The sequence below is a fragment of the Streptomyces sp. NRRL S-37 genome, assembly GCF_000721605.1.
GTDB lineage: Bacteria > Actinomycetota > Actinomycetes > Streptomycetales > Streptomycetaceae > Streptomyces.
In genome coordinates this window covers 402,877-429,603 of record NZ_JOIZ01000005.1, presented here as the reverse complement: position 1 = coordinate 429,603, position 26,727 = coordinate 402,877, and the positions used below count along the sequence as shown (strand labels likewise).

Genomic DNA, 26,727 nt, shown 5'->3' with positions numbered 1-26,727 from the left:
GGGTAATCCGTGAAAAAGCTCTCCGCACGACGACGCCATCCGCTGGCGGCGCTCGTCGTCCTACTCCTCGCGCTGGCATGCACCGGGGGGCTCTACGCCGTGTTCGCACCCGCGGACAAGGCGCAGGCCGACGAAACCGCCCAGTCCCTCACCATCGAGGAGGGCAAGAAGCTCTACGCGGTCGGCTGTGCCAGCTGCCACGGCACCGGCGGTCAGGGCACCTCCGACGGTCCGAGCCTGGTGGGCGTGGGCGCCGCCGCGGTCGACTTCCAGGTGAGCACCGGCCGTATGCCGGCCGCCACCTCGCAGGCCGCGCAGATCCCGGACAAGCCGGCCGTCTACAGCCAGGCCGAGATCGACCAGCTGGCGGCGTACATCGCCTCCCTGGGCGCCGGCCCGGCCGTCCCCACCGCCGAGCAGTACGGCCCCAAGGGCGCCGACATCGCCAAGGGCGGCGAACTGTTCCGCAACAACTGCGCGCAGTGCCACAACTTCACCGGCAAGGGCGGTGCGCTCACGCACGGCAAGTACGCCCCGAGCCTTGAGGACGTCGCTCCCAAGCACATCTACGAGGCCATGCTCACCGGCCCGCAGAACATGCCCTCCTTCCCCGACAGCACGCTGACGGAGCAGAACAAGAAGGACATCATCGCGTACCTGGGCGAGGTCGACACCGACGAGTCCGAGAGCCCGGGCGGCATGGAGCTGGGCGGGCTGGGCCCGGTCAGCGAGGGCCTGTTCGGCTGGATCTTCGGTCTCGGCGGCCTGATCGCCGTCGCCGTGTGGGTCGCCGCTCGGACCGCAAAGGCCAAGAAGTCATGAGTAGCCAAGACATCCCTGAAGAGAACCTGCCCGCAGCGCAGGACACCACCCACGGCGCGGTGAAGGTCGCGGACGAGAAGAACCCGTTCGCCGACCCGGGCCTGCCGCCCCACGAGCACCGCATCCAGGACATCGACGAGCGGGCCGCCAAGCGGTCCGAGCGCGCGGTCGCCCTGATGTTCACGCTGTCGATGCTGGCCACCATCGGCTTCATCGCCTCGTTCGTGGCGATCCCGGTCGAGAAGATCGTCTACATCTTCCCGCTGGGTCACATCAGTGCCCTGAACTTCGCGCTCGGCGTGACGCTCGGCATCGCCCTGTTCGCCATCGGCGCGGGCGCGGTCCACTGGGCCCGCACCCTGATGTCCGACGAGGAGCTGGCCGACGAGCGGCACCCGATCGAGGCCTCGCCCGAGGTCAAGGCGAAGGTCATGGACGACTTCCGCCAGGGTGCCAAGGAGTCGGCGCTCGGCCGGCGCAAGCTGATCCGCAACACGATGTTCGGCGCCCTCGCCCTGTTCCCGCTCTCCGGCGTCGTGCTGCTGCGCGAGCTCGGGCCGCTGCCCGAGACCAAGCTGCGCCACACCCCGTGGGGCAAGGGCAAGCTGATCGTCAACATGAACACCAACGAGCCGCTGCGGCCGTCCGACCTCATCGTGGGTTCGCTGACCTTCGCCAAGCCCGAGGGCCTGGAGGAGCACGACCACGACTTCCAGAACGAGATCGCCAAGGCTGCCCTGATGCTGGTCCGCATCAAGCCGGACGACATCAAGGACAAGCAGTCACTCGAGTGGTCGCACGAGGGCATCCTCGCGTACTCGAAGATCTGCACCCACGTCGGTTGCCCGATCTCCCTGTACGAGCAGCAGACGCACCACGCGCTGTGCCCCTGCCACCAGTCCACCTTCGACCTTTCCGACGGTGCCAAGGTCATCTTCGGCCCCGCCGGTCACCCGCTGCCGCAGCTGCGCATCGGCGTGAACGACGAGGGTTACCTCGAAGCGCTCGGCGACTTCGCAGAGCCCGTCGGTCCTGCCTTCTGGGAGCGCGGATGAGTACTACGACGACCCCCGAGTCCCGCTCGCGCGGGAAGGCACCGGCCGGCGAACGCGTCGCCGACTGGGCCGACGGCCGGCTGGGGATCTACTCCCTGGCCAAGGCCAACATGCGCAAGATCTTCCCGGACCACTGGTCCTTCATGCTGGGCGAGATCTGCCTCTACAGCTTCCTCATCATCATCCTCACGGGTGTGTACCTGACGCTGTTCTTCCACCCGTCGATGAACGAGGTGGAGTACCACGGCAGTTACGTCCCGCTGCAGGGACAGCTGATGAGCGAGGCCTACAAGTCGACGCTGGACATCAGCTTCGACGTCCGTGGCGGTCTGCTGATCCGGCAGATCCACCACTGGGCCGCGGTCATCTTCCTGGCCGGCATGTTCGTGCACATGATGCGCGTCTTCTTCACCGGCGCGTTCCGCAAGCCGCGTGAGATCAACTGGCTGTTCGGCTTCCTGCTGTTCGTCCTCGGCATGTTCACCGGCTTCACCGGTTACTCGCTGCCGGACGACCTGCTCTCCGGCACCGGTGTCCGCTTCACCCAGGGCGCGATCCTGTCCGTGCCGATCGTCGGCACGTACATCTCGATGTTCCTGTTCGGCGGGGAGTTCCCCGGCACCGACTTCGTCGCGCGGTTCTACTCGATCCACATCCTGCTGCTGCCGGGCATCATGCTCGGCCTGGTGGTCGCCCACCTGATCCTGGTCTTCTACCACAAGCACACGCAGTTCGCGGGTGCCGGACGGACCAACAAGAACGTCGTGGGCATGCCGCTGCTGCCGGTCTACATGGCCAAGGCGGGAGGCTTCTTCTTCCTGGTCTTCGGCTTCACCGCGCTGATCGCCGGCATCGCGTCCATCAACCCGATCTGGGCCCTGGGCCCGTACCGTCCGGACATGGTCTCCACGGGCGCCCAGCCCGACTGGTACATGGGCTTCGCCGAGGGCCTGGTCCGCGCCATGCCCGGCTGGGAGATCAGGTTCTGGGGCCACACCCTGGTCCTGGGCGTCTTCGTCCCGCTGGTGATCTTCGGTCTCTTCCTGGCGGTCATCGCGCTCTACCCGTTCATCGAGTCCTGGATCACCGGGGACAAGCGCGAGCACCACATCCTGGACCGGCCGCGCAACGCGCCGACCCGTACGGCCTTCGGCGTCGCCTGGGTCACGGCGTACGTGATCATGCTGATCGGTGGCGGCAACGACATCTTCGCCACGCACTTCAACCTCTCGATCAACTCGGTCACCTGGTTCGTCCGCATCGGCTTCTTCGTGGGACCGGTCATCGCGTTCGTCGTCACCAAGCGGATCTGCCTCGGCCTCCAGCGCCGGGACAAGGACAAGGTGCTGCACGGCCGCGAGTCGGGCATCATCAAGCGCCTGCCGCACGGTGAGTTCATCGAGGTGCACGAGCCGCTCAGCCAGGAGCAGATGTACACCCTCACCGCGCACGAGCAGTACAAGCCGGCCGAGATCGGCCCGGAGGTCGACGAGAACGGCGTCCGGCGCAAGGTGAAGGCGACCGAGAAGCTGCGCGTCAAGCTGAGCAAGGGCTACTACGGCGAGGACGCCCAGATCCCGAAGCCGACCGTCGAGGAGTACAAGGAGATCACGAGCGGCCACGGCCACCACTGATCGCCTTCAGCGCCTCACCCCAGTCGCCACACGACGGCGAAGGGCCCCCGTCCGTTCTGCGGACGGGGGCCCTTCGCCGTCCCCGGACCTGGATAGGGTGGACACCACCGGGATCCTGCCCGGTCCCCGGACTCCTCTACGACCATCAGGAGCGGCCATGAGCGCTGTGACCCCCGCTGGAGGCGACACCGCGGCGGGCCGCTCCTGGCCCGCCGTACTGAACGGACTGCTGGACGGCCGGGACCTGACCGCCGACGACACCGCCTGGGCGATGGACCTGATCATGCGCGGCGAGGCGACCGACGCGCAGATCGCCGGGTTCGCGGTGTCCCTGCGGGCCAAGGGCGAGACCGTCGAGGAGATCACCGGCTGCGTACGGGCGCTGTACGACCACGCCCATGTGATCGAGGTGCCGGGCGCGACCGTCGACATCGTCGGTACCGGCGGCGACGGCGCCAAGACGGTGAACATCTCCACGATGTCCTCGATCGTCGTGGCCGGCACCGGCGCGAAGGTCGTCAAGCACGGCAACCGGGCCGCGTCCTCCGCGTCCGGCGCCTCCGACGTCCTGGAGAAGCTCGGCGTCAATCTGGAGCTGACGCCGAGGCGGGTCGCCGAGGTCGCCGAGGAGGCCGGGATCACCTTCTGCTTCGCGGTGAAGTTCCATCCGGCGCTGCGCCACGTGGCCGCCGCGCGGGGGCAGTTGGGTGTCCGCACGGTGTTCAACTTCCTCGGCCCGCTGGCCAACCCGGCACGGGTCAAGGCGCAGGCCGTCGGGGTCGCCGACCCGCGGATGGCGCCCATCATGGCCGGGGTGTTCGCCGAGCGCGGCCACTCCTCGCTGGTGTTCCGCGGTGACGACGGACTCGACGAGCTGACGACCACCGCCACCTCCCGGGTGTGGGTGGTCCGCGACGGCAAGGTCACCGAGGAGGCCTTCGACCCGCGCGACGCCGGCATCGAGCTGGTGCCCGTGGAGGCGCTGCGCGGCGCCGACGCCTCCTACAACGCCGAGGTCGCCCGCCGGCTCCTCGACGGCGAACCGGGCCCCGTACGGGACGCGGTACTGCTGAACTCGGCGGCGGCGCTGGTGGCCCTGGAGCCGGGCGGCGGCACCCTGACGGAACAGATCCGCACCGGAATGGCGAAGGCGGCCGAGTCGATCGACTCGGGAGCCGCCAAGCGGGTCCTGGAACGCTGGGTGGCCGTCAGCAACGCGTAAGGCCTGCCCGGCGGGGCGCCGGACCCGGTGCGTGTTCCTCCACCGCCTCGCAGCCGCACGCCCACCTCCTCCCGCCGCTCCAGCGAAGCCGAGCGGCGGGCTCTTGATGCGGGCTCCTGCGGGGGTTCCCCTGCGTGGGTTCCTGGTGCGGGTTCCCGGTGCGGGCCCCTGCGGGGGCTCCCTGCGTGGTTCCCCTGTTCGGGTTCCCTGTGAGGGGGACCTGCATCGCCCTCGCCGGCCGGGGCTGCGAGACGCCGTCGGTTTTCTTCGAGGCGATCCGCCGGGCAGGTCCTCTCGTCAGGCTGGGGATGTCCCGCGATCCGGACGCGGGTTGCGGGGCGTCGATCATTTCGCGTACTTTCCTGTCCAGGTCATGAGTGACAGCCATCAGGCCCCGGCCGGCTGTCCGGCAACCCTCCGTCCGTGGCGGGGTGCCCCGGGTGAAGACCAGGCCGTGAGCAGCAAGGCTCACGGCAAGCGCGGACCCCTCGCACACCAGGGGTCCTGGTCGTCGAGGAGTCTCCCGTGAGCAAGCGAATGCGTTAGGGCTGCCGAGCCCCGCCTCCACGCACCCCTTTTCCCTTCCCTCCGCGCTCGAGCGATGTGCGCTCGCGCGGGGATTCCGCCTGCCTCGCCGGGAGTTGTGCCATGTCCGTGCCCACCGTCGCCGCCGACCCGTCCGTCCACGCCCCGCTGCCCGTCCTCGGCCGGGACGTCACCGTCCCCCTCGTCACCGGGGGCGAGGTCACCTACGCCGCCCTCGACTACGCCGCCAGCGCCCCCGCCCTCCAGCGGGTCTGGGACGACGTGGCCGCCTACGCGCCGTACTACGGCAGCGTCCACCGGGGCGCCGGATACCTCTCCCAGCTCTCCACCGACCTGTTCGAGAACGCCCGCCGGACCGTCGCCGAGTTCCTCGACTGCCGTACCGGGGACCAGGTGGTCTTCACCCGGTCCACCACCGACTCCCTCAACCTGCTCGCCGCCGCGCTCCCCGACGGCTGCGAGGTCTTCGTCTTCGAGACCGAGCACCACGCCTCCCTGCTGCCCTGGCGCGACGCGCGGGTCACCTGCCTGGACGCCCCGCGCAGCCCCCGCCAGGCCGTCGAGACCCTGGAGCGCGCCCTCACCGACCGCGACCCCCACGGCCCCGCCCTGGTCTGCGTCACCGGTGCCTCCAACGTCACCGGCGAGCTGTGGCCCGTACGGGAACTGGCCGCCGCCGCGCACGCGCACGGCGCGCGGATCGTGCTGGACGCCGCCCAGCTCGCCCCGCACCACGCCGTCTCGGTGACCGGCCTGGACGTCGACTGGGTCGCCTTCTCCGGGCACAAGCTGTACGCCCCCTTCGGCTCCGGTGTGCTGGCCGGCCGCGCCGACTGGCTCCGGGAGGCCGAGCCCTACCTCGCGGGCGGCGGCGCCAGCCGCAAGGTCACCCGGCGCGAGGACGGGGGAGTGGACGTGGAGTGGCACGACGGCGCCGCCCGCCACGAGGCCGGCTCGCCCAACGTCATCGGCGCGTACTCCATCGCCTCCGCCTGCAAGGCGCTCACCGAGGCCGGGTTCGAGGCGCTGGCCGCGCGTGAGGAGCGGCTGGTCCGCGTGGTGCGCGAAGGGCTCGCGGACGTGCCCGAGGTGCGGTTCCTGTCCCTGTTCGGGGACGACGCCCCGCGCGTCGGTGTGCTCTCCTTCGTCGTGGAGGGCTGGAACAGCTCCCACTTCGCCGCGGCGCTGTCCGCGGAGTACGGCATCGGTGTGCGGGACGGGCTGTTCTGCGCGCATCCGCTGGTGCGGACGCTGCTCGGCGGTGACGCGCGGGCGCAGGGGGAGTGCGGGGCGCCCGAGGCGGGGCCCGGTGAGAAGTCGCTCAACGCGATCCGGGTGAGCTTCGGGGCGGGGACGCCCGACGAGCACGTGGAGCGGTTCGTACGGGCGGTACGGGAGCTGGTGCGTGACGGCGCCCGCTGGAGCTACCGCACGGTGGACGGGCGCTGCGTCCCGGACACCTCCGCCTGAGGGGTTTTCGCCCCCGCCGCCCCTTCCCATTCCCGTCCCCGGGGGCGCTGCCCCCGGACCCCCGCTCCTCAAACTCCCCCAGAGGGGGTACCCCCAGAGGGGCTAGATCTCAGCCCCTCCGGCGTTTGAGGAGCGGGGTCTGGGGCGGAGCCCCGGTTTCGGGACGGGAAGGGGCGGCGGGGGCGAAACCCCTAGGTGGCCGCCGGCAGCCGCGCACCCAGCACGATCATGCGCAGCGCGCGCTCCGTCGCGTCGGTGAGCAGCTCCGCGCCGCGGACCAGCGCCTCCGCCAGAGCCATCGGCGCGGGCAGGATGCCATGACAGGCGTCCACCCCCGGCACCTCCCCCGCCCCCTCCCCGAGCGTCCCCGCCAGCGCCAGCACCGGCCGCCCCGACAGCTTGGCGCGCCGCGCCACCTCCGCCGGGACCTTCCCGCGCGGCGTCTGGTGGTCCAGCGCCCCCTCCGCGGTGACGACCAGATCGGCGCGGGCCAGCCGGGCGTCCAGGTCGAGATGGTCCAGCAGGACGTGGAAGCGCGGCAGGAGGGCCCCGCCCAGCGCGGCGAGCCCGGCACCGAGCCCGCCGGAGGCGCCCGTACCGCGGCCGAGGCGCAGATCGGTACCGGTGACGGCCAGATCGCGGGTCAGCACCCGCGCCCAGTTCTCCAGCGCCGCCGACAACTCCTCCACCTGCTCCGGACCCGCCCCCTTCTGCGGACCGAACACCCGGGCCACGCCCCGCTCCCCGCACAGCACGTTGAAGGGGTTGCAGGCGACGAGGAGTTCCACACCGGCCAGGCGGGGATCGAGCCCGGCCGGATCGATGCGGGCCAGACGCGTCAACTCCCGGCCACCAGCAGCCAGTTCGAAACCGTCCGCATCCAGCAGCCGTGCGCCGAGCGCCTGGAGCGCGCCCGCGCCGCCGTCGGAGGTGCCCGAGTCGCCGCAGCCCACCAGGATCCGCCGTACGCCCTGGTCGAGGGCGGCGCGGATCAGTTCCCCGACGCCGTACGTGGTGGTGGCGCCCGGGTCGCGCCGGGTGCGGGGGACCAGGGAGAGGCCGGCGACCGCCGCCATCTCCACCACCGCCGTGTCCCCGGAGCCGAGCAGCGCGAAGTGGGTGCCGACCGGTTCGCCGACCGGGCCGGTGGCGGCCAGCGCGACCAGCCGGCCGCCGGTCGCCGAGGCCAGCGCCGAGGCGGTGCCCTCACCGCCGTCCACCAGCGGGATCCGGTCGATCTCGGCGTCCGGCAGCACCCGGCGGACACCCGCCGCGATGGCGTCGGCGGCGGCCTGGGCGGACAGCGACTCCTTGAAACCGCTGGGGGCTACGACGACACGGTTCAGCATGAGGGGAACTCCTTAGCGGGTCACGGGGACGCCGAGCAGCGGCCACACCAGGGCGGCGAACAGCAGGACCAGGGCGGCGGTGAGCGGGGCCAGTACGGCGGACAGCCGCAGCAGGTCACGCGAGGTGTAGGTGGGGGTGCCGGGGATGTCCGCGAAGAGCGTGACCGGCTTCGCGGAGGCCGGGAGCGTGTGGCAGAAGCCCGCGGCGGCGGTGGAGGCGAGCGCCGCCGCGACCGGGTTCACCCCGGCGCCCACGGCCGCCGCGACCACCAGCGGGACCAGCACGGAGGAGCGGGCGGAGCGGGACTGCAGGACCAGATGGGCGGCCGTGCTGACCGCGATGACGACCGCCAGGAACATCACCGGGGTGATCCCCGCCGGCAGCCCCCCGACCAGCCACTTCGCCGCGCCCGACTCGGCGAGCGCCACGCCCATCGCCATGGTCGCCGCCATGAACAGCAGCAGCGACCAGGGCACCGTCCTCAGCGCGTCCTTCAGCCGTACGGTGCCCAGCGCCGGCGAGGCGGCGACGACCGCGCCGATCAGCGCGACCATGGCCGGTGACACCCGGTGCAGCGGCTCGCTGCACCACAGGGCGACGACCGTGGCGAGCAGCAGGGCGCAGCGTTTCTCGGCCTGGGTCCAGGGGCCGGTGACCGGGCGGTCGCTGTGCCGCTGGATCTCCTCGGCGGTGATGTGCACGCCGCCCTCGCGGTCCGCGCGCCGGGTGGTGGTCAACAGGACGGCCTCGGCGGCGAGATGGGAGGAGGCCACGGCCAGCGGCAGCCCGAGCAGCAGCCACTCGGTGAAGCCGACCCGTTCCCCGGCGGCCTCCCACAGCACCGACACGGTGATCAGGTGCGCGCCCGCGCCGATCAGGGTCGCCACCGCGGACAGAAGGATCACGGTCGGGAACAGCAGCGCCAGCATCACCACCAGTCGTTTCCGGTCGGCGAGTGCCTTGGCGAGGGCGAGGAACACCGGCAGGGCGAGCGCCGCCCGGCCGGAGGTGGCCGGCACCGCGAACGCCGTGACGACCAGCGCGGCCGTCGTCAGGTGCGTCAACTGCCGTACCGTACGGGCCCCGCCGACCAGGAAGGCCGCCGCCCGCCCCGCGAGCCCGGTCCGGGCGACCGCGGCGGCCAGCACGAACGCGCAGATCAGCAGCCACACCGTCGAGTCGCCCAGGGTGCCGAACAGGGTGTCGCTGCTGATCACCCCGGTCACCGTCAGTGCGAGTCCGGCGCCCAGCGCGATGTACGTGTCGTCGATCGGCGTACCGACCCACGCACAGGTCGCCAGCGCGAACACGGCGAGGGTCAGGCGCGCGTCCCCGCCGAGACCGGGGAAGTTGCCGGGGACCGCGAGCAGCGCGCACAGCGACAGCGCCACGCACAGGGCCGCGGTCAGGCGGGGATTCAGTGTCACGTCATCGACGATCCACCGGAGCGGTGAGCCGTCGATGAGCCGGAGATGAAGGGAACTTCACCCGGCGGCCGGGGCCGTCACGCGGGGAGGCGGTAGCCCATCCCGCGGACCGTCTCCACCTTCTCCGCGCCGAGCTTCTTGCGCAGCGCCCGCACATAGACGTCCACGATGTTGGAGCCCGGGTCGAAGTCGTAGCCCCACACGTGGGAGAGGATCTGCTCGCGGGAGAGTACCTGCCCGGGGTGGCGCAGGAACAGTTCCAGCAGCACGAACTCACGGGCCGTCAGGTCGACGGTGCGTTCTCCGGCGCGGGCGCGGCGGGTGCGCAGATCGAGGCTGAGCGAGCCGGACTTCAGCACCGTCACCTCCGGCGCCCGGGCCGCCGTGCGCAGCCGCAGCCGTACCCGGGCGAGCAGTTCCTCGAAGCGGAACGGCTTGGTCATCCAGTCGTCGGCGCCGCCCTCCAGGCCGGCCACCGTGTCCCGTACCGAGTCCCGCGCGGTCAGCACGATCACCGGGGTCGTCACCCGGGACTCGCGCAGTTCGCGCAGCACGGTGAAGCCGTCCCGGCCGGGCAGCCCGATGTCCAGGACGACCAGGTCGAAACCGCCGGTCAGGGCGTACTCGTAGCCGGTCTCGCCGTCGGGGACGACGGTGGTGGTGAAGCCGTTGGCGCGCAGGCCCTTCTCCACGAAGGAGGCGATGCGCTCCTCGTCCTCGACGATCAGGATCCGGTTCACGTCCGTGTCTCTCCCAGGGTGAGTACGAAGGTGGCGCCGCCGCCCTCGGTGTCGTGCAGGCGGACCCGGCCGCCGTGGCTTTCGGCGATCGCCTTGACGATCGACAGGCCCAGTCCGGCGCCCGAACCGCGCGCCCCGCGCCGGGAGGTGCCGCGCCGGAAGCGTTCGAAGATCAGCTCACGGTCCTGCGGCCGGACACCGGGGCCGGAGTCGGCGACGTACAGCTCGATCCGGGAACCCTCCGCGTGGGAGCCGATGCGGATGGTCTGGCCGGGGGTGGTGTGCTGCACCGCGTTCTGCGCGAGCTGCACCATCGCCTGGGTGATCCGCTGCGGGTCCAGCTCGGCCTCCCGGTCGGCCGTCTCCGTGAGCTGCCAGTCGCGTTCGCCGAGGGTGCGGGCCTTGACGTAGACGTCGGCGGTGAGTTCGGCGAGCTGGACCGGCTCGGGGCGGACGAAGTCGGGGCGTTCGGCCTTGGCGAGCAGCAGCAGGTCCTCCACGATGCGGCTCATCCGGTCGAGTTCGTCGGTGACGAGCCGGACGGTCTCCTCGCGCTCGGCCGGATCGTCACCCATCAGCTCCAGGTGGCCGCGCACGATGGTGATGGGGGTGCGCAGTTCGTGGCCGGCGTCGTCGACGAACTGGCGCTGGGCGGCGAAGGCCCGCTCCAGCCGGTCGAGCATCGCGTTGAACGTCTCGGCGAGGGCCGCGATGTCGTCGCGGCCGCGCACCGGGATACGGCGGGTGAGATCCTGCTCGGTGAGCTGTGCGGCGGCGGTGCGCACCAGCCGTACGGGCTGCAGGATCCGCCCGGCGACCGCCCAGCCGATGCCGGTGGTCAGCAGCAGGGCGACCCCGGAGATGGCGAGCAGCACCCGGAACACCTCGTCCACCCGGGCCACTTCGCGTTCGGGGTGGAAGGCGACGACGAACGCCGCCTCGGACGTGCCGCCGCCGTGCCGGGCCACGGCCACCTTGGCCCAGCGGATCTCGCCCTCGGGCCGGTGCAGCACGCCGGAGGCGTCGGGCGAGTCGAAGATGCGGCGCCGGGCGTCGCCGTCCCGGTGCAGGGGCAGGGCGACGGGCAGGTCGCGCGGCTGGGTGAGTTTCGCCGGGCCGCCGCTCTTCCGCGCGACCAGGCCGATCAGTTCCTCGTCCGGGTCGGCGTACTGCCGTTCCAGGAAGACCCGCAGCAGCCGGTCCGGGTCGGTGAAGGGCCGGCTCGTCTCCGGATCGAAGCCGCGCTCCTCGAAGTTGGCGAACTCGCCCGCCTCCTGGGCGAGCAGCCCGTTGATCCGGTGGTCGACGTCCCGCAGCAGGAAGGAGCGGGTGGTCATGGCGACCGAGGCGAGCGCGACCGCCATGACGAACAGCAGCCACAGCAGGATGCGGACCCGGGCGGAGATCCGCCGGCGGGCGGCGTCAGCCGTCGTCGCCGGGTCCGTCGTCCCCGCCGGGGCCGTCGTCCGGGGAGTCCTGGCCTCGGTCGTCGTCATCGTCCTCATCCGCTGGGCTGTCGGTCACCGGAGGCCGGGAGACGACCTCGTCGCTCGGCGTCGGCTCGGGCCGTGCGGACGGGGCCGTGGACGTCGGAGTGGGTGAGCCGCTGTCCAGTTCGACCTGGGGCGGCACCTTCGGCGGTTCGGGACTGTCGGCGAGCGCGAAGCTGGTCGCGGCGACGCCCAGCGGGATCAGCACGACGGCGGCGAGCGCCGCCATCCGGCGAGTGAAGACCATGTCCCGATCCTGCGCACCGCACCGGAGCTCCCGGATGAGCGCCGGATGAAAAACCCTTCATCCGCCGCCGACTTCCAGCCCCCGGCACAACCCAACCCCCGGGCACAATCCGATCCCCTCGGGCGTAATTCAGCCCCTCCGGCGTTTGAGGAGCGGGGTCCGGGGCGGAGCCCCGGGTTCGGGACGGGAAGGGGCGGCGGGGGCGAAAAAAGGTGGCCGAGGCACCCAGAACCGGCACCGACCGGAGGACGCCCGCCCCGCCCCCGGCGAACCGCTAGCTGTCCAGCCCGATGGCGAACGCCGCCTCCAGATCGTGCTGCGAGTACGTACGGAACGCCACATGCGTGTCGGTCCCCTCCACCCCCGGGATCTTGCTGATCCGACCGGGAATGACCTCCGCCAGATCCTCGTGCTCCCGCACCCGCACCATGGCGATCAGGTCGTACGTGCCGGTCACGGAGAAGACCTCGCTGACACTCTCCAGCGCGGCGATCCGCTCCGCGATCTCGGGGATCCGGTCCACGCTGGTCTTGATGAGGACGATCGCGGTGATCACGGCTGGTTCTCTCCCTCGGGGGCCGGAGCAGGGGTGGCCTTCACTGTAGTCGCCCTGCCGGAGCACACCCACGCGCAGCCGAAGCCCAGCCCGAACCCGATCAGGTGCGCCAGGTACGCCACCCCCGGCCCCTCGCCCGCCCGCCCCGCCGCCGCCCACTGCAGCGCCGCCCAGAACGGCAGCACCACCCACGCCGGCAGCCGTACCGGCAGGAAGAACAGGAACGGCAGGAGACTGGTCACCCGGGCCCGGGGGAACAGGAAGAGGAACGCGCCGAGCACCGCCGAGATCGCCCCTGAGGCACCGACCAGGGACCGCTCGGAGTCCGCGTTGGCGGCGGCGTACCCCAGCAGCGCGAGATAGCCGCAGCCGGCGTAGCAGAGGGTGAACCGCACCCGGCCCATCCGTGCCTCGGTCATCGCTCCGAAGACGTGGAGGAACAGCATGTTGCCGAGCAGATGCACCCAGTCGCCGTGCACGAACAGCGCCGTGGCGGGGGTGAGGACGGCCCCGGGGGACCCTTCGAACAGGTCTGCGGGGATGACGCCCCAGTGCCGGAAATAGGCCCTCCGCGCCTCCAGCAGCTCCACCCCGGAGCCGTGGGCCGGATGCAGGCCGGAGGCCGGCCCGGCCAGGAAGACCAGGCAGCACAGCACGGTGAGGGTGCGGGTCACCGGCGCGGAGGTGCCCCGGATCGCCCCGGCGGCCGACGCACTCCAGTCACGGATCATGAATACAGAGCATGACGTAACCGGACGCAACCGCACAGACCGCCTCGCCGCCATGGACGGGCGGGCGGCGGGGACCCGCCAGGCCGTAGGGTTACAAGCCATACGCACCGGAGATCCGGTGTGTCACGGACACTGGAAGGAAGGCGAACAGCCACGATGACGGTTCCTCTGCCGACCGCCTCGACGCGGTGGCGCTGCACCCTCTGCGGCAACCTCACCCGCTTCGACGTGACCCGCTCGTCGAAGGTCGTCGAGTACGTCCACCTCGATCTGGCCGGAGAGCCCACGGTCGAGGAGCGCGAGGTGCTCGATGAGACCACCGAGTCGGTGCGGTGCCGCTGGTGCAACGCGGTGGACCAGGTGGAACTCGTGGACAGGCCGGGTGCCGGCTCCTGAGCGAAGGGGGTCCCTCCCGCTCGAGCGAAGTCGAGAGCGGGGGAGGGCTCCGCTGACGGCGACCCCGTACACGGGGTCGCACACGGACATTGGGGTGTGACGGATGGTGGAGACCACGGGCGGGGGGCCGCAGGACGGCGCCGCCGAGGTGCTCGACCGTCCGCTGCCCGACGGAGTGCGCCGCCGGGTCGTGCAGATCGTCGCCGACGGTTTCGGCGGGCTCACGGTCGCCGAGCTGCCCGCCCAGCTCCGGCAGTACGCGCGCTTCACCCCGAACCGCCGCGCCAAGTTCGCCGGCAACGCCATGGCCGCGGCGCTGGAGACCGATCCGCTGTTCCGGCAGCGCATCGGGGAGAAGCTCAGAGAGGCCCAGCCGGAACTGACCGGCGCCCTCGACTCCGGCTCCCCGCCCCCGGCCGCGGACCCGCTCGACGTGGCGGCCGCGGCCTATGTGCTCCGCCCGGCCGGCTGGGTCAAGCTGGTGACCGCCGCCGGCGAGGAGGCCCAGCGCGCCGACGCCGAGCGCGCCGACGACGAGACCCGGGCCGAGCTGGAGCGGCTGCGTGACGAACTCGCCCGGGCCCGTGAGCACACCAGGTCCGAGACCGAACGGCTGCGCACCGAGCTGGAGACGGCGAAGAAGGAAGCCGAGTCGCTGCACCGCAAGCTGCGCTCCGCCCTCAGCGACGTCAAGCGCGGCGAGGCCGCCGTGCGCAAGCTGCGGGGCGAGATGGAGGCCGTGCGCGCCGAGGGGAGCGCCCAGGTGTCGGCCGCCGAGAGCGAGAGCCGGCGCCTCAAGGCCCGGCTGGGGGAGACCGAGGCCGCCCTGGAGGCCGCCCGCCGGGCCGCCCGGGAGGGCCGCAGCGTGGAGGACATGCGGGTCCGGCTGCTCCTCGACACCGTCCTGGACGCCGCCCAGGGGCTCCGCCGGGAGCTGGCGCTGCCCCCCGTGTCCGTCCGGCCCGCCGAGACCGTGGACGCCGTCGAGCCCGGCCGCATGACCCCGAAGGACATCGCCAACCGCGCGCTGTCCGAGCACGACCCGGCCGTCCTCGACCAGTTGCTGGCGCTGCCGCAGGCCCATCTGGTCGTCGACGGCTACAACGTCACCAAGACCGGCTATCCCCAGATGCCCTTGGAGAAGCAGCGGCTCAGGCTCCTGGGCCAGCTCGCCCAGCTCGCCGCCCAGACCGGCGCCGAGGTGACGTGCGTCTTCGACGGCGCCGAACTGGCCGTGCCGGTGCTGCTCGCGCCGCCGCGCGGGGTGCGGGTGCTGTTCTCCAAGCCGGGCGTCACCGCCGACGAGCTGATCCGCCAGCTGGTGCGCGCCGAGCCGCCGGGACGGCCCGTCATCGTCGCCTCCACCGACCGCGAGGTCGCCGACGGGGTGGCCCGCGCGGGCGCACGCCCCGTCGCGTCGGCGGTGCTCCTCAAAAGGCTTTCCTGACATCTGATTCCCGTCCGTCCCTCGTACAACGTACGGGACCTTTGCCCGAATTGACGGAACCGTCACGCAACGTAGCGTCAAAGAGGCGTTACTGCAGGTGAATTCGGACCGAATAAACGCGCTGTAACGGAGATTTTGTGTCCAGGGATTTGAACTGATCACAAGAGAATCACTAGGGTCTCTCTTCGAACCCTCGCTCGCGCGATCACTCTCGAGAAGGAGCTCGTCTCCGTGGCGTCCCACCGTCGTCCCAAGCAGCCGAGCCGCGCACGCGTCACCGTGCTCACCACCGCTGCCGCTGCCGCTGTCGTCATGAGCTCGCAGGCCGCCAACGCCGCGCCCAGCGAGAAGCCGAGCAAGGACGAGGTCAAGGCCAAGGTCGACAAGCTTTACGAGCAGGCCGAGCAGGCCACCGAGAAGTACAACGGCGCCAAGGAGAAGCAGGAGAAGCTCCAGAAGGAGATCTCCACGATCCAGGACAACGTCGCCAAGGGCCAGCAGGAGCTCAACGAGCTGCGCGACGGCCTCGGTTCGATGGCCAGCGCCCAGTACCGCAGCGGCGGCATCGACCCCTCCGTCCAGCTCTTCCTCTCCGCCGACCCGGACGACTACCTCGACAAGGCGTCCACGCTCGACCAGTTGAGCACCCAGCAGGTCGACGCGCTCAAGGAGATCCAGGGGAAGCAGCGCGAGCTCGCCCAGCAGCGCTCCGAGGCGGCCGAGAAGCTCAAGGACCTCTCCGCCACCCGCACCGAACTGGGCAAGAAGAAGAAGGAAGTCCAGGGCAAGCTCTCCTCCGCGCAGAAGCTGCTCAACAGCCTCACCGCCACGGAGAGGGCCCAGCTCGACGAGGAGGAGACCCGCTCCACCCGCGCCAGCGAGCGCGACGCGCTCTCCGTCAACGTCCCGGCCGGCTCCGGCCGCGCCGCCGCCGCCTTCGCCGCCGCCCAGAGCAAGATCGGCACCCCCTACGTCTACGGCGCCACCGGCCCGTCCTCCTTCGACTGCTCCGGCCTGACCTCCTGGGCCTACGCGCAGGCCGGCGTCGGCATCCCGCGCACCTCCGAGGCGCAGACCGGCGCGGGCACCAGGATCTACTCGATGAGTCAGCTCAAGGTCGGCGACCTCGTCTTCTTCTTCAACGACCTGCACCACGTGGGCCTCTACGCGGGCAACGGCCAGGTGCTGCACGCCCCGCGCACCGGCACCGTCGTGCGCTACGAGTCGATGAACACCATCGGCGGCCCGTTCATGTTCGGCGTCCGCGTCTAGGGGGCGTCGTCTGGATCAGGCCGGCTCCAGTGAGCGGGTGCCGGACCCCGCGACCCCGGCAAGATCCAAACGACACCCCCTGGCTGCCGCCGTTCGGGGGATTCCCCGCCGCGCCGGTCTTCCCCGCGCCCCGCCTCTGACGCAGGTCACAGGCGGGGCGTCACTGTGTGCGGTCGCCCCGGCCAAGGGTTCGCCCGGCGCCGTGAGGCTACTGTCTGCCGCGTTTCCCTGTCCGTCAGTGGAAGGAGCGCGGCTTCCCGTGGGGTCCCATCGCCGTACCGCACCGTCGTCCGGATCCGACCGGGGCGCCGCCGTCGCCCTCGGTCTGCTGTCCGCGGCGGCCACCGCCCTCGCCGCCGTACCGGCCGCGGCCACGCCGTACGACGTCACCCGGGCCGAGGTGGACCGCCTCTACCGGGAGGCCGAGAAGGCGACCGAGGCGTACAACGAGGCCGACGAGCGCGCCGACGGACTGCGCCGGCAGATCGCCACCGCACAGGACGTCATCGCCCGGCAGCAGGCGCGCGTCAACACCATGCGGGAGTCGCTGGGTTCGCTCGCCGGCGCCCAGTACCGCTCCGGCGGCCTCGACCCCACCCTCGCCCTGCTCCTCTCCGACGACCCGGAGGACTACCTCGAGAAGGCCTCCGTACTGGACCGGATCACCGTCCACCAGGCCGCCGAGCTGAGGAGACTGAGGAGCACCCTGCGCTCCCTCGCCCAGGACCGCGCGGAGGCGGCCGGAAAGCTCGGCGCGCTGGAGCGGAGCCGCAGGGCCGTCGCCGCGCACAAGCGGACCGTCGAGCGCAAGCTCACCGAGGCCCGCCGGCTGCTCGACTCCCTCCCGGCCGGCGAACGCGCCGCCTGGGACCGCGCCACCCGCTCCGCACGCGCGGACCTGCTCGGCCCGTCCGGCGCGCCCGCCTCGGCCCGCGCGGCAGCCGCCGTCGCCGCCGCCCGCTCCGCCCTCGGCAGGCCCTACGTCTGGGGCGCCGAGGGCCCGCACGCCTTCGACTGCTCCGGGCTGATCCAGTGGGCGTACGCCCAGGCCGGGGTCGCGCTGCCGCGCACCTCGCAGGCCCAGCGGTACGCCGGCCGGCGGATCCCCCTGTCCGAGGCACGCCCCGGTGACCTGGTCGTCTACCGCTCCGACGCCTCCCACGTGGGGATGTACATGGGCAACGGTCAGGTGATCCACGCGCCCCACCCCGGCGCCCCGGTGCGCTACGACCCGGTCGGCATGATGCCCGTCTCGTCGGTCACCAGGATCTGACCGCACCGGCCCGGCGCCCGTACCCTCGGGAAGATGGCTGGTCGAAGGCGGGTGTCGGGTGCGTCGGTGCTGGCGCTGTGTCTGTTGTTCGTCTCCCTGGTGGGGTGCGGCGGGGGACCGGCCGCCGACACCGTACGCGCGCAGGTGCAGTCCCTCCTCGACCGCCGCGCGGAGGCCGTCCTCGACCGTGACGCCGCCGCGTACGCCCGCACCGGCACCCGAGCCGGGTTCGCCAACCTGCGCGCGGTGCCGCTCGCGGACTGGTCCTACCGCGTCACCGCCCTCGACCGCACCGGTGACACCGCCACCGCCTCCGCCGACCTGAGCTACCGCGTCGAGGGCCACGACCGGTCCCCGGTCACCACCGCCCGCTCCCTGAGCCTGAGCCGGGACCGCGACGGCCGCTGGTCCGTCGACTCCGACCGGCCCGCGAAGAAGTCCGGCCAGCAGTTGTGGGACCAGGGCACGACCCGCGCCGTGCGGGGCGAGCGGAGCCTCGTCCTCGGCGTCGGACAGCCCGACGGGAAGCTGCGGGACTACGCCGAGCTGGCCGACCGCGCGGTGCCCGCGGTGTCCGACGCGTGGGGCCCGCGATGGGCCCGGCGCGTGGTCGTCCTCGTCCCGGAGACCCTGGAGGGCATGGCGGGCCTGCTGGGCTCGCCCGCCTCCTCCTACCGGGGGATCGCGGCGGTCACCACCGGCACCATCGGCGCGGACGGGCGGGCCCCGGCGGACCGGATCATCGTCAACCCGGACGCCTTCGGAATGCTCGGCGACTCGGGCCGGCAGGTCGTCCTCACCCACGAGACCACCCACGTCGCCACCCGCGCCCACACCTCCGCCGCGACCCCGCTGTGGCTGTCCGAGGGGTTCGCCGACTGGGTCGGCTACCGCGACGGCGACCGCGCCCCCGCGGAGGTCGCACCGGAGCTCGCCTACGCGGTGGGCCGGGGCGAGGTGCCCGCCGGACTGCCGGACGACGAGGACTTCGGCTTCTCCGGCGACGCGGACCACCTCGCCCGCGCCTACGAGAGCGGCTGGCTGGCCTGCCGCCTCATCGCCGACCACTGGGGCGAGGACCGCCTCGGCGAGTTCTACCGCGCCGTGGGCGCACACGAACACCGCGACGGCGCGGTGGAAACCGCGATGCGCCAAGTCCTCGACACAACCCGCGAAGAGTTCACAGCCCAATGGCAGCACTACCTGAAAACCACCCTGACCTGACCCCGCCCCTCCGCGTGTAGCCCCCCGCGATCCGCGGGCAGTCGTGCCGCTGGGGCGGCACGGGTGGGCGCGACGGCACCCCGCGAACGCCGGGCTGCGTAACACCCCCGGCTCGCACCAACGCGGGACACCCGTACGGCGCCGGGCCGCGCGAACACCTCCCGGCCCGCACCAACGCGAGGCACCCGCGAACGCCGGCCCGCGATCAGGACGAGACCGGCGTCCCGGCCCCCCGGGCCGGCCCCGGCACCCGGGGAGCCGACCGCCGACGAGGAACCGTCGTACACCACAGCACCCGCGCCGCCACCGCCGCCGCCGCCACCAACAGCCCGTTGCGCAGAACCAGCAGGCCGATCCCGAGCGAGTCACTGGCGACCACATGGGCGAACCACAGCGGAAACTCCAGCACCGTCACCAGCGAAGCCCCCAGCACCAGCCCCACCGCCACCCCCATCCGGCTCTCACGGAAGCACAGACACACCGCCCCGAGCCCCACCAGCCACACCATGTACTGCGGACTGATCACCCGGCTCGTCGTCGTGAACAGCAGCACCGCCACGAACGCCGCGTCGGCGACCCCGTGCGCCGGGAACCGGACGGCCCTCACCCGCCACAGCACCAGCCACCCCAGCGCGGCCCCGCTCAGCACCAGCGCCCCCGTGCTCACCCGGTCCACGTACGGCCCGAGGAACTCCACCGAGCCGTAGTTGAGCAGCACCTCCCCCTCCCAGCCGTGCTGCCGCGCCACATGGAAGACGAGCGCCCCCAGCGACTCCACCTCCGTCCCCCGGTCCCGCTGAAAGGCCAGGAACGCGAACGCCCCCGGCATCAGTGCGGCGAACAGGCCGGCCACACCGGCACCGGTCACCGCCGCCGACACCCACGCCCCACGCCGCCGCACCGCGATCAGCAGCAGCGCCGGCCACACCTTCACCAGCGCCCCGAAACCGGCGAGCGCCCCCGCCAGCCGGGGGTACCGGGCGGCCGCCAGCAGCGCGGCCACGGCGACCGCGGTCACCATCACGTCGTAGCGCGCGTACACCGTCGGCCCGAGCAGCGGCACGCCCACCACCCACACCCACGCCCCGCGCGGCGACCGTCCGGGACGGCGGCCGGCATACAGCAGCAGACACAGGGTGACCAGGTCGGCGAGACACGCCAGGACGAAGAAGGCGGTGGCGTACTCCAGGAACGGCAGCAGGCCGGGGGAGAGGACCGCCAGGGCCGCGGCGGGCGGGTACTGCCAGGTCACGTCGTCCAGCGGGAACGTTCCGGTGCGCAGGACGTCGTACCAGCCCCGGTAGATGACCGACACGTCGCTGGTGACGTCAGGACCGGGGAAGACGATCACCTTCAGGACGCACAGCAGCAGGGCGGCCCGCGTCAGGGCCCACAGGAGCAGCAGCCCGGCGAGGGACCCCCGTACGGCCGTCGTCTTCATCTGCTCCCTGCCCGTCCGGTGTGCGGTCGTGAAGGGCCATGATGGCCCGGACACCTGTGCACGTGCCACGGAGCACCGCCGCGGCGAACGGCGCACCCCCGTTCGGTAGGGTCGGCGGCGATGCACAAGACCCTGATCGTGACCAACGACTTCCCGCCCCGCCCCGGCGGCATCCAGGCGTTCCTGCACAACATGGCGCTGCGCCTCGACCCGGAGCGGCTCGTCGTCTACGCCTCCACCTGGAAGCGCTCCCGGGAGGGCGTCGAGGCCACCGCCGCCTTCGACGCCGAGCAGCCCTTCACCGTCGTACGCGACCGTACGACCATGCTGCTGCCGACCCCGGCGGCCACCCGGCGGGCCGTCGGGCTGCTGCGCGAACACGGGTGCACCTCGGTGTGGTTCGGGGCGGCGGCACCGCTCGGACTGATGGCACCGGCGCTGCGCCGGGCGGGCGCCGAGCGGATCGTGGCCACCACCCACGGCCACGAGGCCGGCTGGGCCCAGCTGCCCGCCGCACGGCAACTGCTGCGCCGGATCGGGGACTCCACGGACACGATCACCTACCTCGGCGAGTACACGCGCTCCCGCATCGCCGGCGCGCTGACCCCCGAGGCGGCCTCCCGGATGGTGCAACTGCCGCCCGGCGTCGACGAGAAGACCTTCCACCCCGGTTCGGGCGGCGACGAGGTGCGGGCGCGGCTCGGGCTGACCGACCGGCCGGTGGTCGTGTGCGTCTCCCGGCTGGTGCCGCGCAAGGGGCAGGACACGCTGATCCGGGCGATGCCGGCGATCCTGGCCGCCGAACCGGACGCCGTCCTGCTGATCGTCGGCGGCGGACCCTACGAGAAGGACCTGCGCCGCCTCGCGCACGACACGGGCGTCGGCGCCTCCGTCCGCTTCACCGGTTCCGTCCCCTGGTCCGAGCTGCCCGCCCACTACGGCGCCGGTGACGTCTTCGCGATGCCCTGCCGCACCCGGCGCGGGGGCCTGGACGTCGAGGGCCTCGGCATCGTCTACCTGGAGGCCTCCGCGACCGGCCTCCCGGTCGTCGCCGGCGACTCCGGCGGCGCCCCCGACGCGGTCCTCGACGGCGAGACCGGCTGGGTCGTCCCGGGCGATTCGGCCGACCAGACGGCCGAGCGCGTCATCACCCTCCTCGCCGACGAGGAACTCCGCCGCAGGATGGGGCAGCGGGGCCGCGAATGGGTCGAGGAGAAGTGGCGCTGGGACCTGTTGGCGGAGCGCTTGAGAACACTGCTGTAGAGCAACGCGCCCCTCAGGGGCGCGGGGAACTGCGCGACAAGCCACAGCCAACCCGCACCCGCCGACGGCGCCGAAGAGGCACCCCGAACCGCGCCCAAGCAGGCTCTACTTCGCGTAGATCGCCTCGATCTCGTGAGCGTAATCCTTGGCGACGACATTCCGCTTCAGCTTCAGCGAAGGCGTCAAGTGCCCCGACTCCTCGGTGAACTGCGCCGGCAGAACCCGGAACTTCCGCACCGACTCCGCCTTGGAGACCGCCGAGTTGCCGTCGTCCACCGCCGTCTGGATCGCCGCGAGCAGATCGGGGTCCTCGCTCAGCGACGCCGCCGTCGATCCCGCCGGCTTGCCGTGCTCCGCGCACCACCGGCCCAGGAACTCCTCGTCGATGGTGACCAGCGCGCCCACGAACGGCCGCCCGTCCCCCACGACCATGCACTCCGCGACCAGCGCGTGCGCCCGGATCCGGTCCTCGATCACCGCCGGGGCGACGTTCTTGCCGCCCGCGGTCACCAGTATCTCCTTCTTGCGGCCGGTGATCCGCAGATAACCGTCCTCGTCCAGGGTGCCGATGTCCCCGGTGTGGAACCAGCCGTCGGCGAGCGCCTCGGCGGTCGCGCCCGGGTTGTTCCAGTACTCCTTGAACAGGTGCTCGCCGTGCAGCAGCACCTCGCCGTCGTCCGCTATCCGGATGACCGAGCCGGGCAGCGGCTGGCCGACCGTGCCGATCTTCTGCCGGTCCCACGGGTTGAACGCGGTGGCCGCGCAGGACTCGGTCAGCCCGTAGCCCTCCAGCACGCTGAAGCCGATGCCGCGGAAGAAGTGTCCCAGGCGCTCGCCCAGCGGGGCGCCGCCGGAGATGGCGTACTCGCCGCGCCCGCCCAGCACCGCGCGCAGCTTGCCGTAGACCAGCTTGTCGAACACCTTGTGCCTGATCCGCAGGCCGAGCGACGGCCCGGACGGCGTGTCCAGCGCCCGGCTGTAGGCGATCGCCGTGTCCGCCGCCCTGTCGAAGATCTTGCCCTTGCCGTCGGCCTGCGCCTTGGCCCGCGCCGAGTTGTAGACCTTCTCGAAGACCCGGGGCACGCCCAGGATCAGCGTCGGACGGAACGCGGCCAGTTCGTCGGTGAGGTTCTTGATGTCGGGCAGACAGCCCAGCTTGATCGGCGCCATCATGGGCGCGATCTGCACCAGCCGGCCGAAGACGTGCGCGAGCGGCAGGAACAGCAGCACCGAGCACTCGCCGGTGCGGAACAGCGGGCGCAGCCGCTCCACGATGTTGCCGCACTCGGCGAAGAAGCTGCGGTGGGTGAGCACACAGCCCTTGGGCCGTCCGGTCGTACCGGAGGTGTAGACGATGGTCGCCGGGTCGTCCGCCTTCGCGGACGCGCCGCGCTCCTCGACCGTCGCGTCGTCGACGTCCTGCCCGAGCCGGTTCAGCTCCTTGATCCCGCCGGCCTCGATCTGCCACAGGTTCTCCAGCGCGGGCAGCCGGTCGCGCACGGACTCCACCGTCGCCGCGTGGGCGTCGAGCTCCACGAAGCAGGCGGTGGCACCGGAGTCGCCGAGGATCCACGCCACCTGCTCCGCCGAGCTGGTCTCGTACACCGGCACGGTGACCGCGCCGGCGCTCCAGATCGCGAAGTCCAGCAGGGTCCACTCGTAGCGGGTGCGGGACATCAGGCCGACCCGGTCGCCGGGCCGCACACCGGCGGCGATCATGCCCTTGGCGGCCGCCCGTACCTCCGCCAGGAAGGTGGTCGCCGTCACGTCCTGCCAGGTCCCGCCCACCTTGCGGGCGATGACGGCGACGTCCGGGTGCTGCGCGGCGTTTCTGCGGACGATGTCGGTCAGGTTTCCGTCGGCGGGGACCTCGTACAAAGCCGGAAGGCTGAACTCGCGCAAGACTGCTGCTCCTCTTAGGGCTCCGGCGCCACGACGTTGTGCGATGCGACGGTGCGGTCCAAGGCTCGGGCGGGTGCTCACGGATTCACATGTTGAAATCCCGAGCACGACTGGACTGCCCGGACGTTACCCGCCGGTATGGCGTCTACGACAGGGGGTCCCGGCGAGATGTTCGCTGCGTCACACAGGTTGATGTTTCATTGCGCACAGTAGTCCACGCCGTCACCGACGAGCCAGTAACCGCAGGTAGGCCCGCCATTGTTCACACGGGCCGCACACGCTTACCCTTGATCGTCATGGCATCCACACCAGGCGGAAACCGGCGCACACGCGTCCATGTGGTCAGTGACGTGCACGGCAACGCCCGTGACCTGGCCCGCGCGGGGGAGGGCGCCGACGCCCTGATCTGCCTGGGCGACCTGGTGCTCTTCCTGGACTACGCCGACCACTCGCGCGGCATCTTCCCCGACCTGTTCGGCACCGGGAACGCCGACCGCATCGTGGAGCTGCGCACCGCCCGCCGCTTCGAGGAGGCGCGCGAGTTCCAGCGGCGGCTGTGGGCGGGCATCGGCGTGGACAAGGCCGCCGCGATCGAGAAGGCGGTGCGCAAGCAGTACGCCGAGCTGTTCGCCGCGTTCCCCACCCCGACGTACGCGACGTACGGCAACGTCGACGTGCCGCCCCTGTGGCAGGAGTACGCCGGGCCCGGTCTGACCGTGCTGGACGGGCAGCGGGTGGAGATCGGCGGCCGGACCTTCGGCTTCGTCGGCGGCGGCCTGCGCACGCCGATGCGGACGCCGTACGAGATCGACGACGAGGAGTACGCGGCGAAGATCGAGGCCGTCGGCGAGGTCGACGTGCTGTGCACGCACATCCCGCCGGAGGTGCCCGAGCTGGTCTACGACACCGTCGCGCGCCGCTTCGAACGCGGCAGCCGTGCCCTGCTGGACGCCATCCGCCGCACCCGGCCCCGCTACTCCCTGTTCGGACACGTCCACCAGCCGCTGGCGCGGCGGATGCGGATCGGCGCCACCGAGTGCGTGAACGTGGGGCACTTCGCGAGCAGCGGGCGGCCCTGGCGGCTGGAATGGTGACGACGCCCCAGGTCGGATGAGTGGCGCCGGCCGGGCGCGCGGTAGCCTTCCGCTGCACGCGCGTGCGCTGTGCGCCCCGCGCGCGGCGACGACGACTGACGGCCCGCATCCGGAGGAGCCACGGCGATGGCGGAACACACCAGCTCGAGCATCACGATCGAGGCGGCGGCGGCCGACGTCATGGGAGTGATCGCCGACTTCGCCCGCTATCCGGACTGGACCGGTGAGGTGAAGGAGGCCGAGGTCCTCGCGACCGACGCCGAGGGCCGCGCCGAGCAGGTGCGTCTCGTCATGGACGCCGGCGCGATCAAGGACGACCAGACCCTGGCGTACACCTGGACCGGGCAGCACGAGGTCTCCTGGACCCTGGTGAAATCCCAGATGCTCCGCTCCCTCGACGGCTCCTACATCCTCACCCCGGCCGCCCCGGGCACGACGGAGGTCACCTACCGCCTCACCGTCGACGTCAAGATCCCCATGCTCGGCATGATCAAGCGCAAGGCGGAGAAGGTCATCATCGACCGGGCCCTGGCCGGCCTGAAGAAGCGAGTGGAGTCGAGCCCGAAGTAGTACCCCCGCAACCGAGGGCAGTCGTGCTCCCGGGCCGGCGCCCCACCCCCCGCAACCGCGGGCGGTCGTGCTGTCGGGTCGGCGTCCCACCCCTCGTAACCGCGGGCGGTCGTGCTGTCGGGTCGGCGTCCCACCCCTCGTAACCGCGGGCGGTCGTGCTGTCGGGTCGGCGTCCCACCCCCCGTAACCGCGGGCGGTCGTGCTGTCGGGTCGGCGTCCCACCCCCCGTAACCGCGGGCGGTCGTGCTCCCGGGTCGGCGTCCCACCCCCGTAACCGCGGGCAATCGTGCCGCAGGGCGGCACGGGTGGGCGCGGCGGCACCCCGCGAGCGCCGGGCCGCGCGAACACCCCCCGCCCGGCGTCCACTACGGTTCACCCCCATGCGCACCCTCCTGATCACGGGCCCCGGCGGCAGCGGCCGCACCACGACCGCCGCCGCCACCGCGCTCACCGCAGCCCGCGAGGGTGCCCGCACCCTGCTCCTCGGCACCGACCGCACGGACACCCTGGGCCCCGTGCTGGGCACCGGCACCGAGGCCACCCCACGCCTCACGGTGAAACGCGTCGACCCCGACGCGGACTTCCGCGCCGACCTCGCCGCCCTCCAGGACCGGGCCGCCTCCGCCCTGGACCTCCTCGGCGCCTCCCGCCTCGACCCCGAGGAGGCCGTCCCCCTCCCCGGCGCCGAGGAACTCGCCGTCCTGCGCGCCCTGCGCGACGCCGCGCTCTCGGAGTCGTACGACCTCCTCGTCGTCGACCTCCCGCCCACCCCCCGCGCCCTCTCCCTCCTCGCCCTCCCCGAAGAGCTCCGCCGCTACCTGCGCCGCCTCCTCCCGCCCGAACGGCAGGCCGCCCGTGCCCTGCGCCCCGTCCTCGGCCGCCTCGCCGGCGTCCCCATGCCCGCGGAATGGCTGTACGGCACGGCGGCCCGCCTGGACCTCCAGCTCGCCGCCGTCGAGGCCGTGCTCGCCGACCGCGACACCGCCGTACGCCTGGTCGCCGAACCGGGCCCCGCCGGCGCCGACGCCGTACGCACCGCCGCCCTCGGACTCGCCCTGCGCGGACTGCGCACCGACGCGCTGATCGCGACCCGCGTCCTGCCGGAGAGCGAGGCGGCCGGCTGGCTCGCCGGACCCGTCGCCCAGCAGCGCAAGACCCTGGACGAGTGGCGCGAGTCGTACGACGTCCACCCCGCCGCCCACCTGGGCCGCGACCCGCGCGGCACCGACGACCTGACCGCACTCGCCGTACCGGGCGTCACGACGCGCCCCGCCGCCGTCGACTGGCCGGTCACCGACCACCTCGCCGACGACGGCGTCCTCGTCTGGCACCTCCCCCTCCCCGGCGCCCGCCGCGACGAACTCGACCTGATCCGGCGCGGCGACGAGATCGTCGTCACCGCCGGACCGTTCCGCCGCATCGTCCCGCTGCCCTCCGCGCTGCGCCGCTGCACCGTCGCCGGCGCCGCCCTGCGCGAGGACGAGCTGCGCATCCGCTTCCGGCCGGATCCGGCACTGTGGCCGCGCACCCGCTGAGGCGACGGCGGCCGTTCGGG

23 protein-coding genes and 1 riboswitch are annotated in these 26,727 nt (G+C 72.3%); of the genes, 14 read left to right on the top strand and 9 right to left on the bottom strand.

The window, feature by feature from the left end; genetic code table 11:
• Positions 1-9: 9 nt before the first annotated feature.
• The 5 genes from IH50_RS0108830 (at position 10) to IH50_RS0108810 (ending at position 6,749) form a co-directional block, all read left to right on the top strand.
• Positions 10-822 (top strand): c-type cytochrome, encoded by an 813-nt coding sequence (locus tag IH50_RS0108830; RefSeq protein ID WP_030859104.1) that lies wholly within the window; start codon positions 10-12, stop codon positions 820-822.
• Entirely contained in the window at positions 819-1,877 is a 1,059-nt protein-coding gene (locus IH50_RS0108825) for a ubiquinol-cytochrome c reductase iron-sulfur subunit (protein ID WP_030859102.1), read from the top strand. The genes IH50_RS0108830 and IH50_RS0108825 overlap by 4 nt, the downstream gene beginning before the upstream one ends.
• Complete coding sequence (locus tag IH50_RS0108820) at positions 1,874-3,511, top strand: cytochrome b (protein ID WP_030859100.1); 1,638 nt, start codon at positions 1,874-1,876, stop codon at positions 3,509-3,511. The genes IH50_RS0108825 and IH50_RS0108820 overlap by 4 nt, the downstream gene beginning before the upstream one ends.
• 157 nt (positions 3,512-3,668) lie before the next feature.
• Positions 3,669-4,733, top strand: a complete 1,065-nt coding sequence (gene trpD / locus IH50_RS0108815) for an anthranilate phosphoribosyltransferase (RefSeq protein ID WP_030859098.1) — start codon at positions 3,669-3,671, stop codon at positions 4,731-4,733.
• Positions 4,734-5,102: 369 nt separating this feature from the next.
• A riboswitch (SAM riboswitch) is annotated at positions 5,103-5,219 on the top strand.
• Positions 5,220-5,381: 162 nt separating this feature from the next.
• Positions 5,382-6,749, top strand: a complete 1,368-nt coding sequence (locus IH50_RS0108810) for an aminotransferase class V-fold PLP-dependent enzyme (protein ID WP_030859097.1) — start codon at positions 5,382-5,384, stop codon at positions 6,747-6,749.
• A 191-nt stretch (positions 6,750-6,940) separates the two neighbouring features.
• On the opposite strand, the gene IH50_RS0108805 is transcribed toward IH50_RS0108810, so the two are convergent.
• From IH50_RS0108805 to IH50_RS0108775, 7 genes are all read right to left on the bottom strand, one after another.
• Complete coding sequence (locus IH50_RS0108805; protein WP_051767221.1) at positions 6,941-8,098, bottom strand: glycerate kinase; 1,158 nt, start codon at positions 8,096-8,098, stop codon at positions 6,941-6,943.
• Between the two features lie 12 nt (positions 8,099-8,110).
• On the bottom strand, positions 8,111-9,526 hold the full coding sequence (locus IH50_RS0108800; protein WP_030859091.1) for an SLC13 family permease: 1,416 nt from the start codon (positions 9,524-9,526) through the stop codon (positions 8,111-8,113).
• 77 nt (positions 9,527-9,603) lie between these two features.
• Positions 9,604-10,266 carry a response regulator transcription factor gene (locus IH50_RS0108795; protein WP_030859089.1) on the bottom strand — a complete coding sequence of 221 codons (663 nt, stop codon included), beginning with the start codon at positions 10,264-10,266 and terminating at the stop codon, positions 9,604-9,606.
• Positions 10,263-11,762, bottom strand: a complete 1,500-nt coding sequence (locus IH50_RS0108790; protein WP_030859087.1) for a sensor histidine kinase — start codon at positions 11,760-11,762, stop codon at positions 10,263-10,265. Before IH50_RS0108790 ends, IH50_RS0108795 begins: the two co-directional genes overlap by 4 nt.
• On the bottom strand, positions 11,689-12,003 hold the full coding sequence (locus IH50_RS0108785; RefSeq protein WP_030859085.1) for a hypothetical protein: 315 nt from the start codon (positions 12,001-12,003) through the stop codon (positions 11,689-11,691). Before IH50_RS0108785 ends, IH50_RS0108790 begins: the two co-directional genes overlap by 74 nt.
• Positions 12,004-12,277: 274 nt before the next feature.
• A complete protein-coding gene (locus IH50_RS0108780) occupies positions 12,278-12,559 on the bottom strand; it encodes an Lrp/AsnC family transcriptional regulator (protein WP_030859083.1) in 282 nt (93 codons plus the stop codon).
• Positions 12,556-13,290 (bottom strand): rhomboid family intramembrane serine protease, encoded by a 735-nt coding sequence (locus tag IH50_RS0108775; protein ID WP_030859081.1) that lies wholly within the window; start codon positions 13,288-13,290, stop codon positions 12,556-12,558. The genes IH50_RS0108780 and IH50_RS0108775 overlap by 4 nt, the downstream gene beginning before the upstream one ends.
• A 156-nt stretch (positions 13,291-13,446) precedes the next feature.
• Between IH50_RS0108775 and IH50_RS0108770 the strand changes: the two genes are divergently transcribed.
• The 5 genes from IH50_RS0108770 (at position 13,447) to IH50_RS0108750 (ending at position 18,902) form a co-directional block, all read left to right on the top strand.
• Positions 13,447-13,686, top strand: a complete 240-nt coding sequence (locus IH50_RS0108770; RefSeq protein ID WP_030859078.1) for a hypothetical protein — start codon at positions 13,447-13,449, stop codon at positions 13,684-13,686.
• A gap of 103 nt (positions 13,687-13,789) precedes the next feature.
• The gene (locus IH50_RS0108765) at positions 13,790-15,133 is read left to right on the top strand and encodes an NYN domain-containing protein (protein WP_030859076.1); all 1,344 of its coding nucleotides are present in this window, start codon (positions 13,790-13,792) and stop codon (positions 15,131-15,133) included.
• A 231-nt stretch (positions 15,134-15,364) separates the two neighbouring features.
• On the top strand, positions 15,365-16,405 hold the full coding sequence (locus IH50_RS0108760; RefSeq protein ID WP_030859075.1) for a C40 family peptidase: 1,041 nt from the start codon (positions 15,365-15,367) through the stop codon (positions 16,403-16,405).
• 259 nt (positions 16,406-16,664) lie between these two features.
• On the top strand, positions 16,665-17,678 hold the full coding sequence (locus IH50_RS0108755) for an NlpC/P60 family protein (RefSeq protein ID WP_030859073.1): 1,014 nt from the start codon (positions 16,665-16,667) through the stop codon (positions 17,676-17,678).
• 33 nt (positions 17,679-17,711) lie between these two features.
• Positions 17,712-18,902 (top strand): hypothetical protein, encoded by a 1,191-nt coding sequence (locus tag IH50_RS0108750; RefSeq protein WP_030859072.1) that lies wholly within the window; start codon positions 17,712-17,714, stop codon positions 18,900-18,902.
• A 205-nt stretch (positions 18,903-19,107) separates the two neighbouring features.
• Here the strand turns inward: IH50_RS0108750 and IH50_RS0108745 are convergent, their stop codons facing one another.
• On the bottom strand, positions 19,108-20,343 hold the full coding sequence (locus tag IH50_RS0108745; protein WP_030859070.1) for a glycosyltransferase family 87 protein: 1,236 nt from the start codon (positions 20,341-20,343) through the stop codon (positions 19,108-19,110).
• Between the two features lie 120 nt (positions 20,344-20,463).
• Here IH50_RS0108745 and IH50_RS0108740 point away from each other — a divergent pair, with 120 nt between their 5' ends.
• Positions 20,464-21,606 carry a glycosyltransferase family 4 protein gene (locus IH50_RS0108740; protein WP_030859067.1) on the top strand — a complete coding sequence of 381 codons (1,143 nt, stop codon included), beginning with the start codon at positions 20,464-20,466 and terminating at the stop codon, positions 21,604-21,606.
• A 105-nt stretch (positions 21,607-21,711) separates the two neighbouring features.
• Here the strand turns inward: IH50_RS0108740 and IH50_RS0108735 are convergent, their stop codons facing one another.
• Positions 21,712-23,508: an AMP-dependent synthetase/ligase gene (locus IH50_RS0108735; protein ID WP_030859066.1), complete on the bottom strand. Its 1,797-nt coding sequence runs from the start codon at positions 23,506-23,508 to the stop codon at positions 21,712-21,714.
• A gap of 296 nt (positions 23,509-23,804) precedes the next feature.
• Between IH50_RS0108735 and IH50_RS0108730 the strand changes: the two genes are divergently transcribed.
• From IH50_RS0108730 to IH50_RS0108720, 3 genes are all read left to right on the top strand, one after another.
• Complete coding sequence (locus tag IH50_RS0108730; RefSeq protein ID WP_030859064.1) at positions 23,805-24,602, top strand: metallophosphoesterase family protein; 798 nt, start codon at positions 23,805-23,807, stop codon at positions 24,600-24,602.
• Positions 24,603-24,728: 126 nt separating this feature from the next.
• A complete protein-coding gene (locus IH50_RS0108725) occupies positions 24,729-25,172 on the top strand; it encodes an SRPBCC family protein (RefSeq protein WP_030859062.1) in 444 nt (147 codons plus the stop codon).
• A gap of 380 nt (positions 25,173-25,552) precedes the next feature.
• The gene (locus IH50_RS0108720) at positions 25,553-26,707 is read left to right on the top strand and encodes an ArsA family ATPase (RefSeq protein WP_030859060.1); all 1,155 of its coding nucleotides are present in this window, start codon (positions 25,553-25,555) and stop codon (positions 26,705-26,707) included.
• The last annotated feature ends 20 nt before the right edge of the window (positions 26,708-26,727 follow it).

Bases quoted from the DNA above. Each gene is read 5' to 3' on its own strand.
- IH50_RS0108765 (WP_030859076.1), top strand. From the start codon at position 13,790: ATGGTGGAGACCACGGGCGGGGGGCCGCAGGACGGCGCCGCCGAGGTG.
- IH50_RS0108750 (WP_030859072.1), top strand. From the start codon at position 17,712: ATGGCTGGTCGAAGGCGGGTGTCGGGTGCGTCGGTGCTGGCGCTGTGT.
- IH50_RS0108775 (WP_030859081.1), bottom strand. From the start codon at position 13,290: ATGATCCGTGACTGGAGTGCGTCGGCCGCCGGGGCGATCCGGGGCACC.
- IH50_RS0108820 (WP_030859100.1), top strand. From the start codon at position 1,874: ATGAGTACTACGACGACCCCCGAGTCCCGCTCGCGCGGGAAGGCACCG.
- IH50_RS0108785 (WP_030859085.1), bottom strand. From the start codon at position 12,003: ATGGTCTTCACTCGCCGGATGGCGGCGCTCGCCGCCGTCGTGCTGATC.
- IH50_RS0108745 (WP_030859070.1), bottom strand. From the start codon at position 20,343: ATGAAGACGACGGCCGTACGGGGGTCCCTCGCCGGGCTGCTGCTCCTG.
- IH50_RS0108790 (WP_030859087.1), bottom strand. From the start codon at position 11,762: ATGACGACGACCGAGGCCAGGACTCCCCGGACGACGGCCCCGGCGGGG.
- IH50_RS0108825 (WP_030859102.1), top strand. From the start codon at position 819: ATGAGTAGCCAAGACATCCCTGAAGAGAACCTGCCCGCAGCGCAGGAC.
- IH50_RS0108770 (WP_030859078.1), top strand. From the start codon at position 13,447: ATGACGGTTCCTCTGCCGACCGCCTCGACGCGGTGGCGCTGCACCCTC.
- IH50_RS0108810 (WP_030859097.1), top strand. From the start codon at position 5,382: ATGTCCGTGCCCACCGTCGCCGCCGACCCGTCCGTCCACGCCCCGCTG.
- IH50_RS0108730 (WP_030859064.1), top strand. From the start codon at position 23,805: ATGGCATCCACACCAGGCGGAAACCGGCGCACACGCGTCCATGTGGTC.
- IH50_RS0108805 (WP_051767221.1), bottom strand. From the start codon at position 8,098: ATGCTGAACCGTGTCGTCGTAGCCCCCAGCGGTTTCAAGGAGTCGCTG.
- IH50_RS0108740 (WP_030859067.1), top strand. From the start codon at position 20,464: ATGCACAAGACCCTGATCGTGACCAACGACTTCCCGCCCCGCCCCGGC.
- IH50_RS0108725 (WP_030859062.1), top strand. From the start codon at position 24,729: ATGGCGGAACACACCAGCTCGAGCATCACGATCGAGGCGGCGGCGGCC.
- trpD (WP_030859098.1), top strand. From the start codon at position 3,669: ATGAGCGCTGTGACCCCCGCTGGAGGCGACACCGCGGCGGGCCGCTCC.
- IH50_RS0108720 (WP_030859060.1), top strand. From the start codon at position 25,553: ATGCGCACCCTCCTGATCACGGGCCCCGGCGGCAGCGGCCGCACCACG.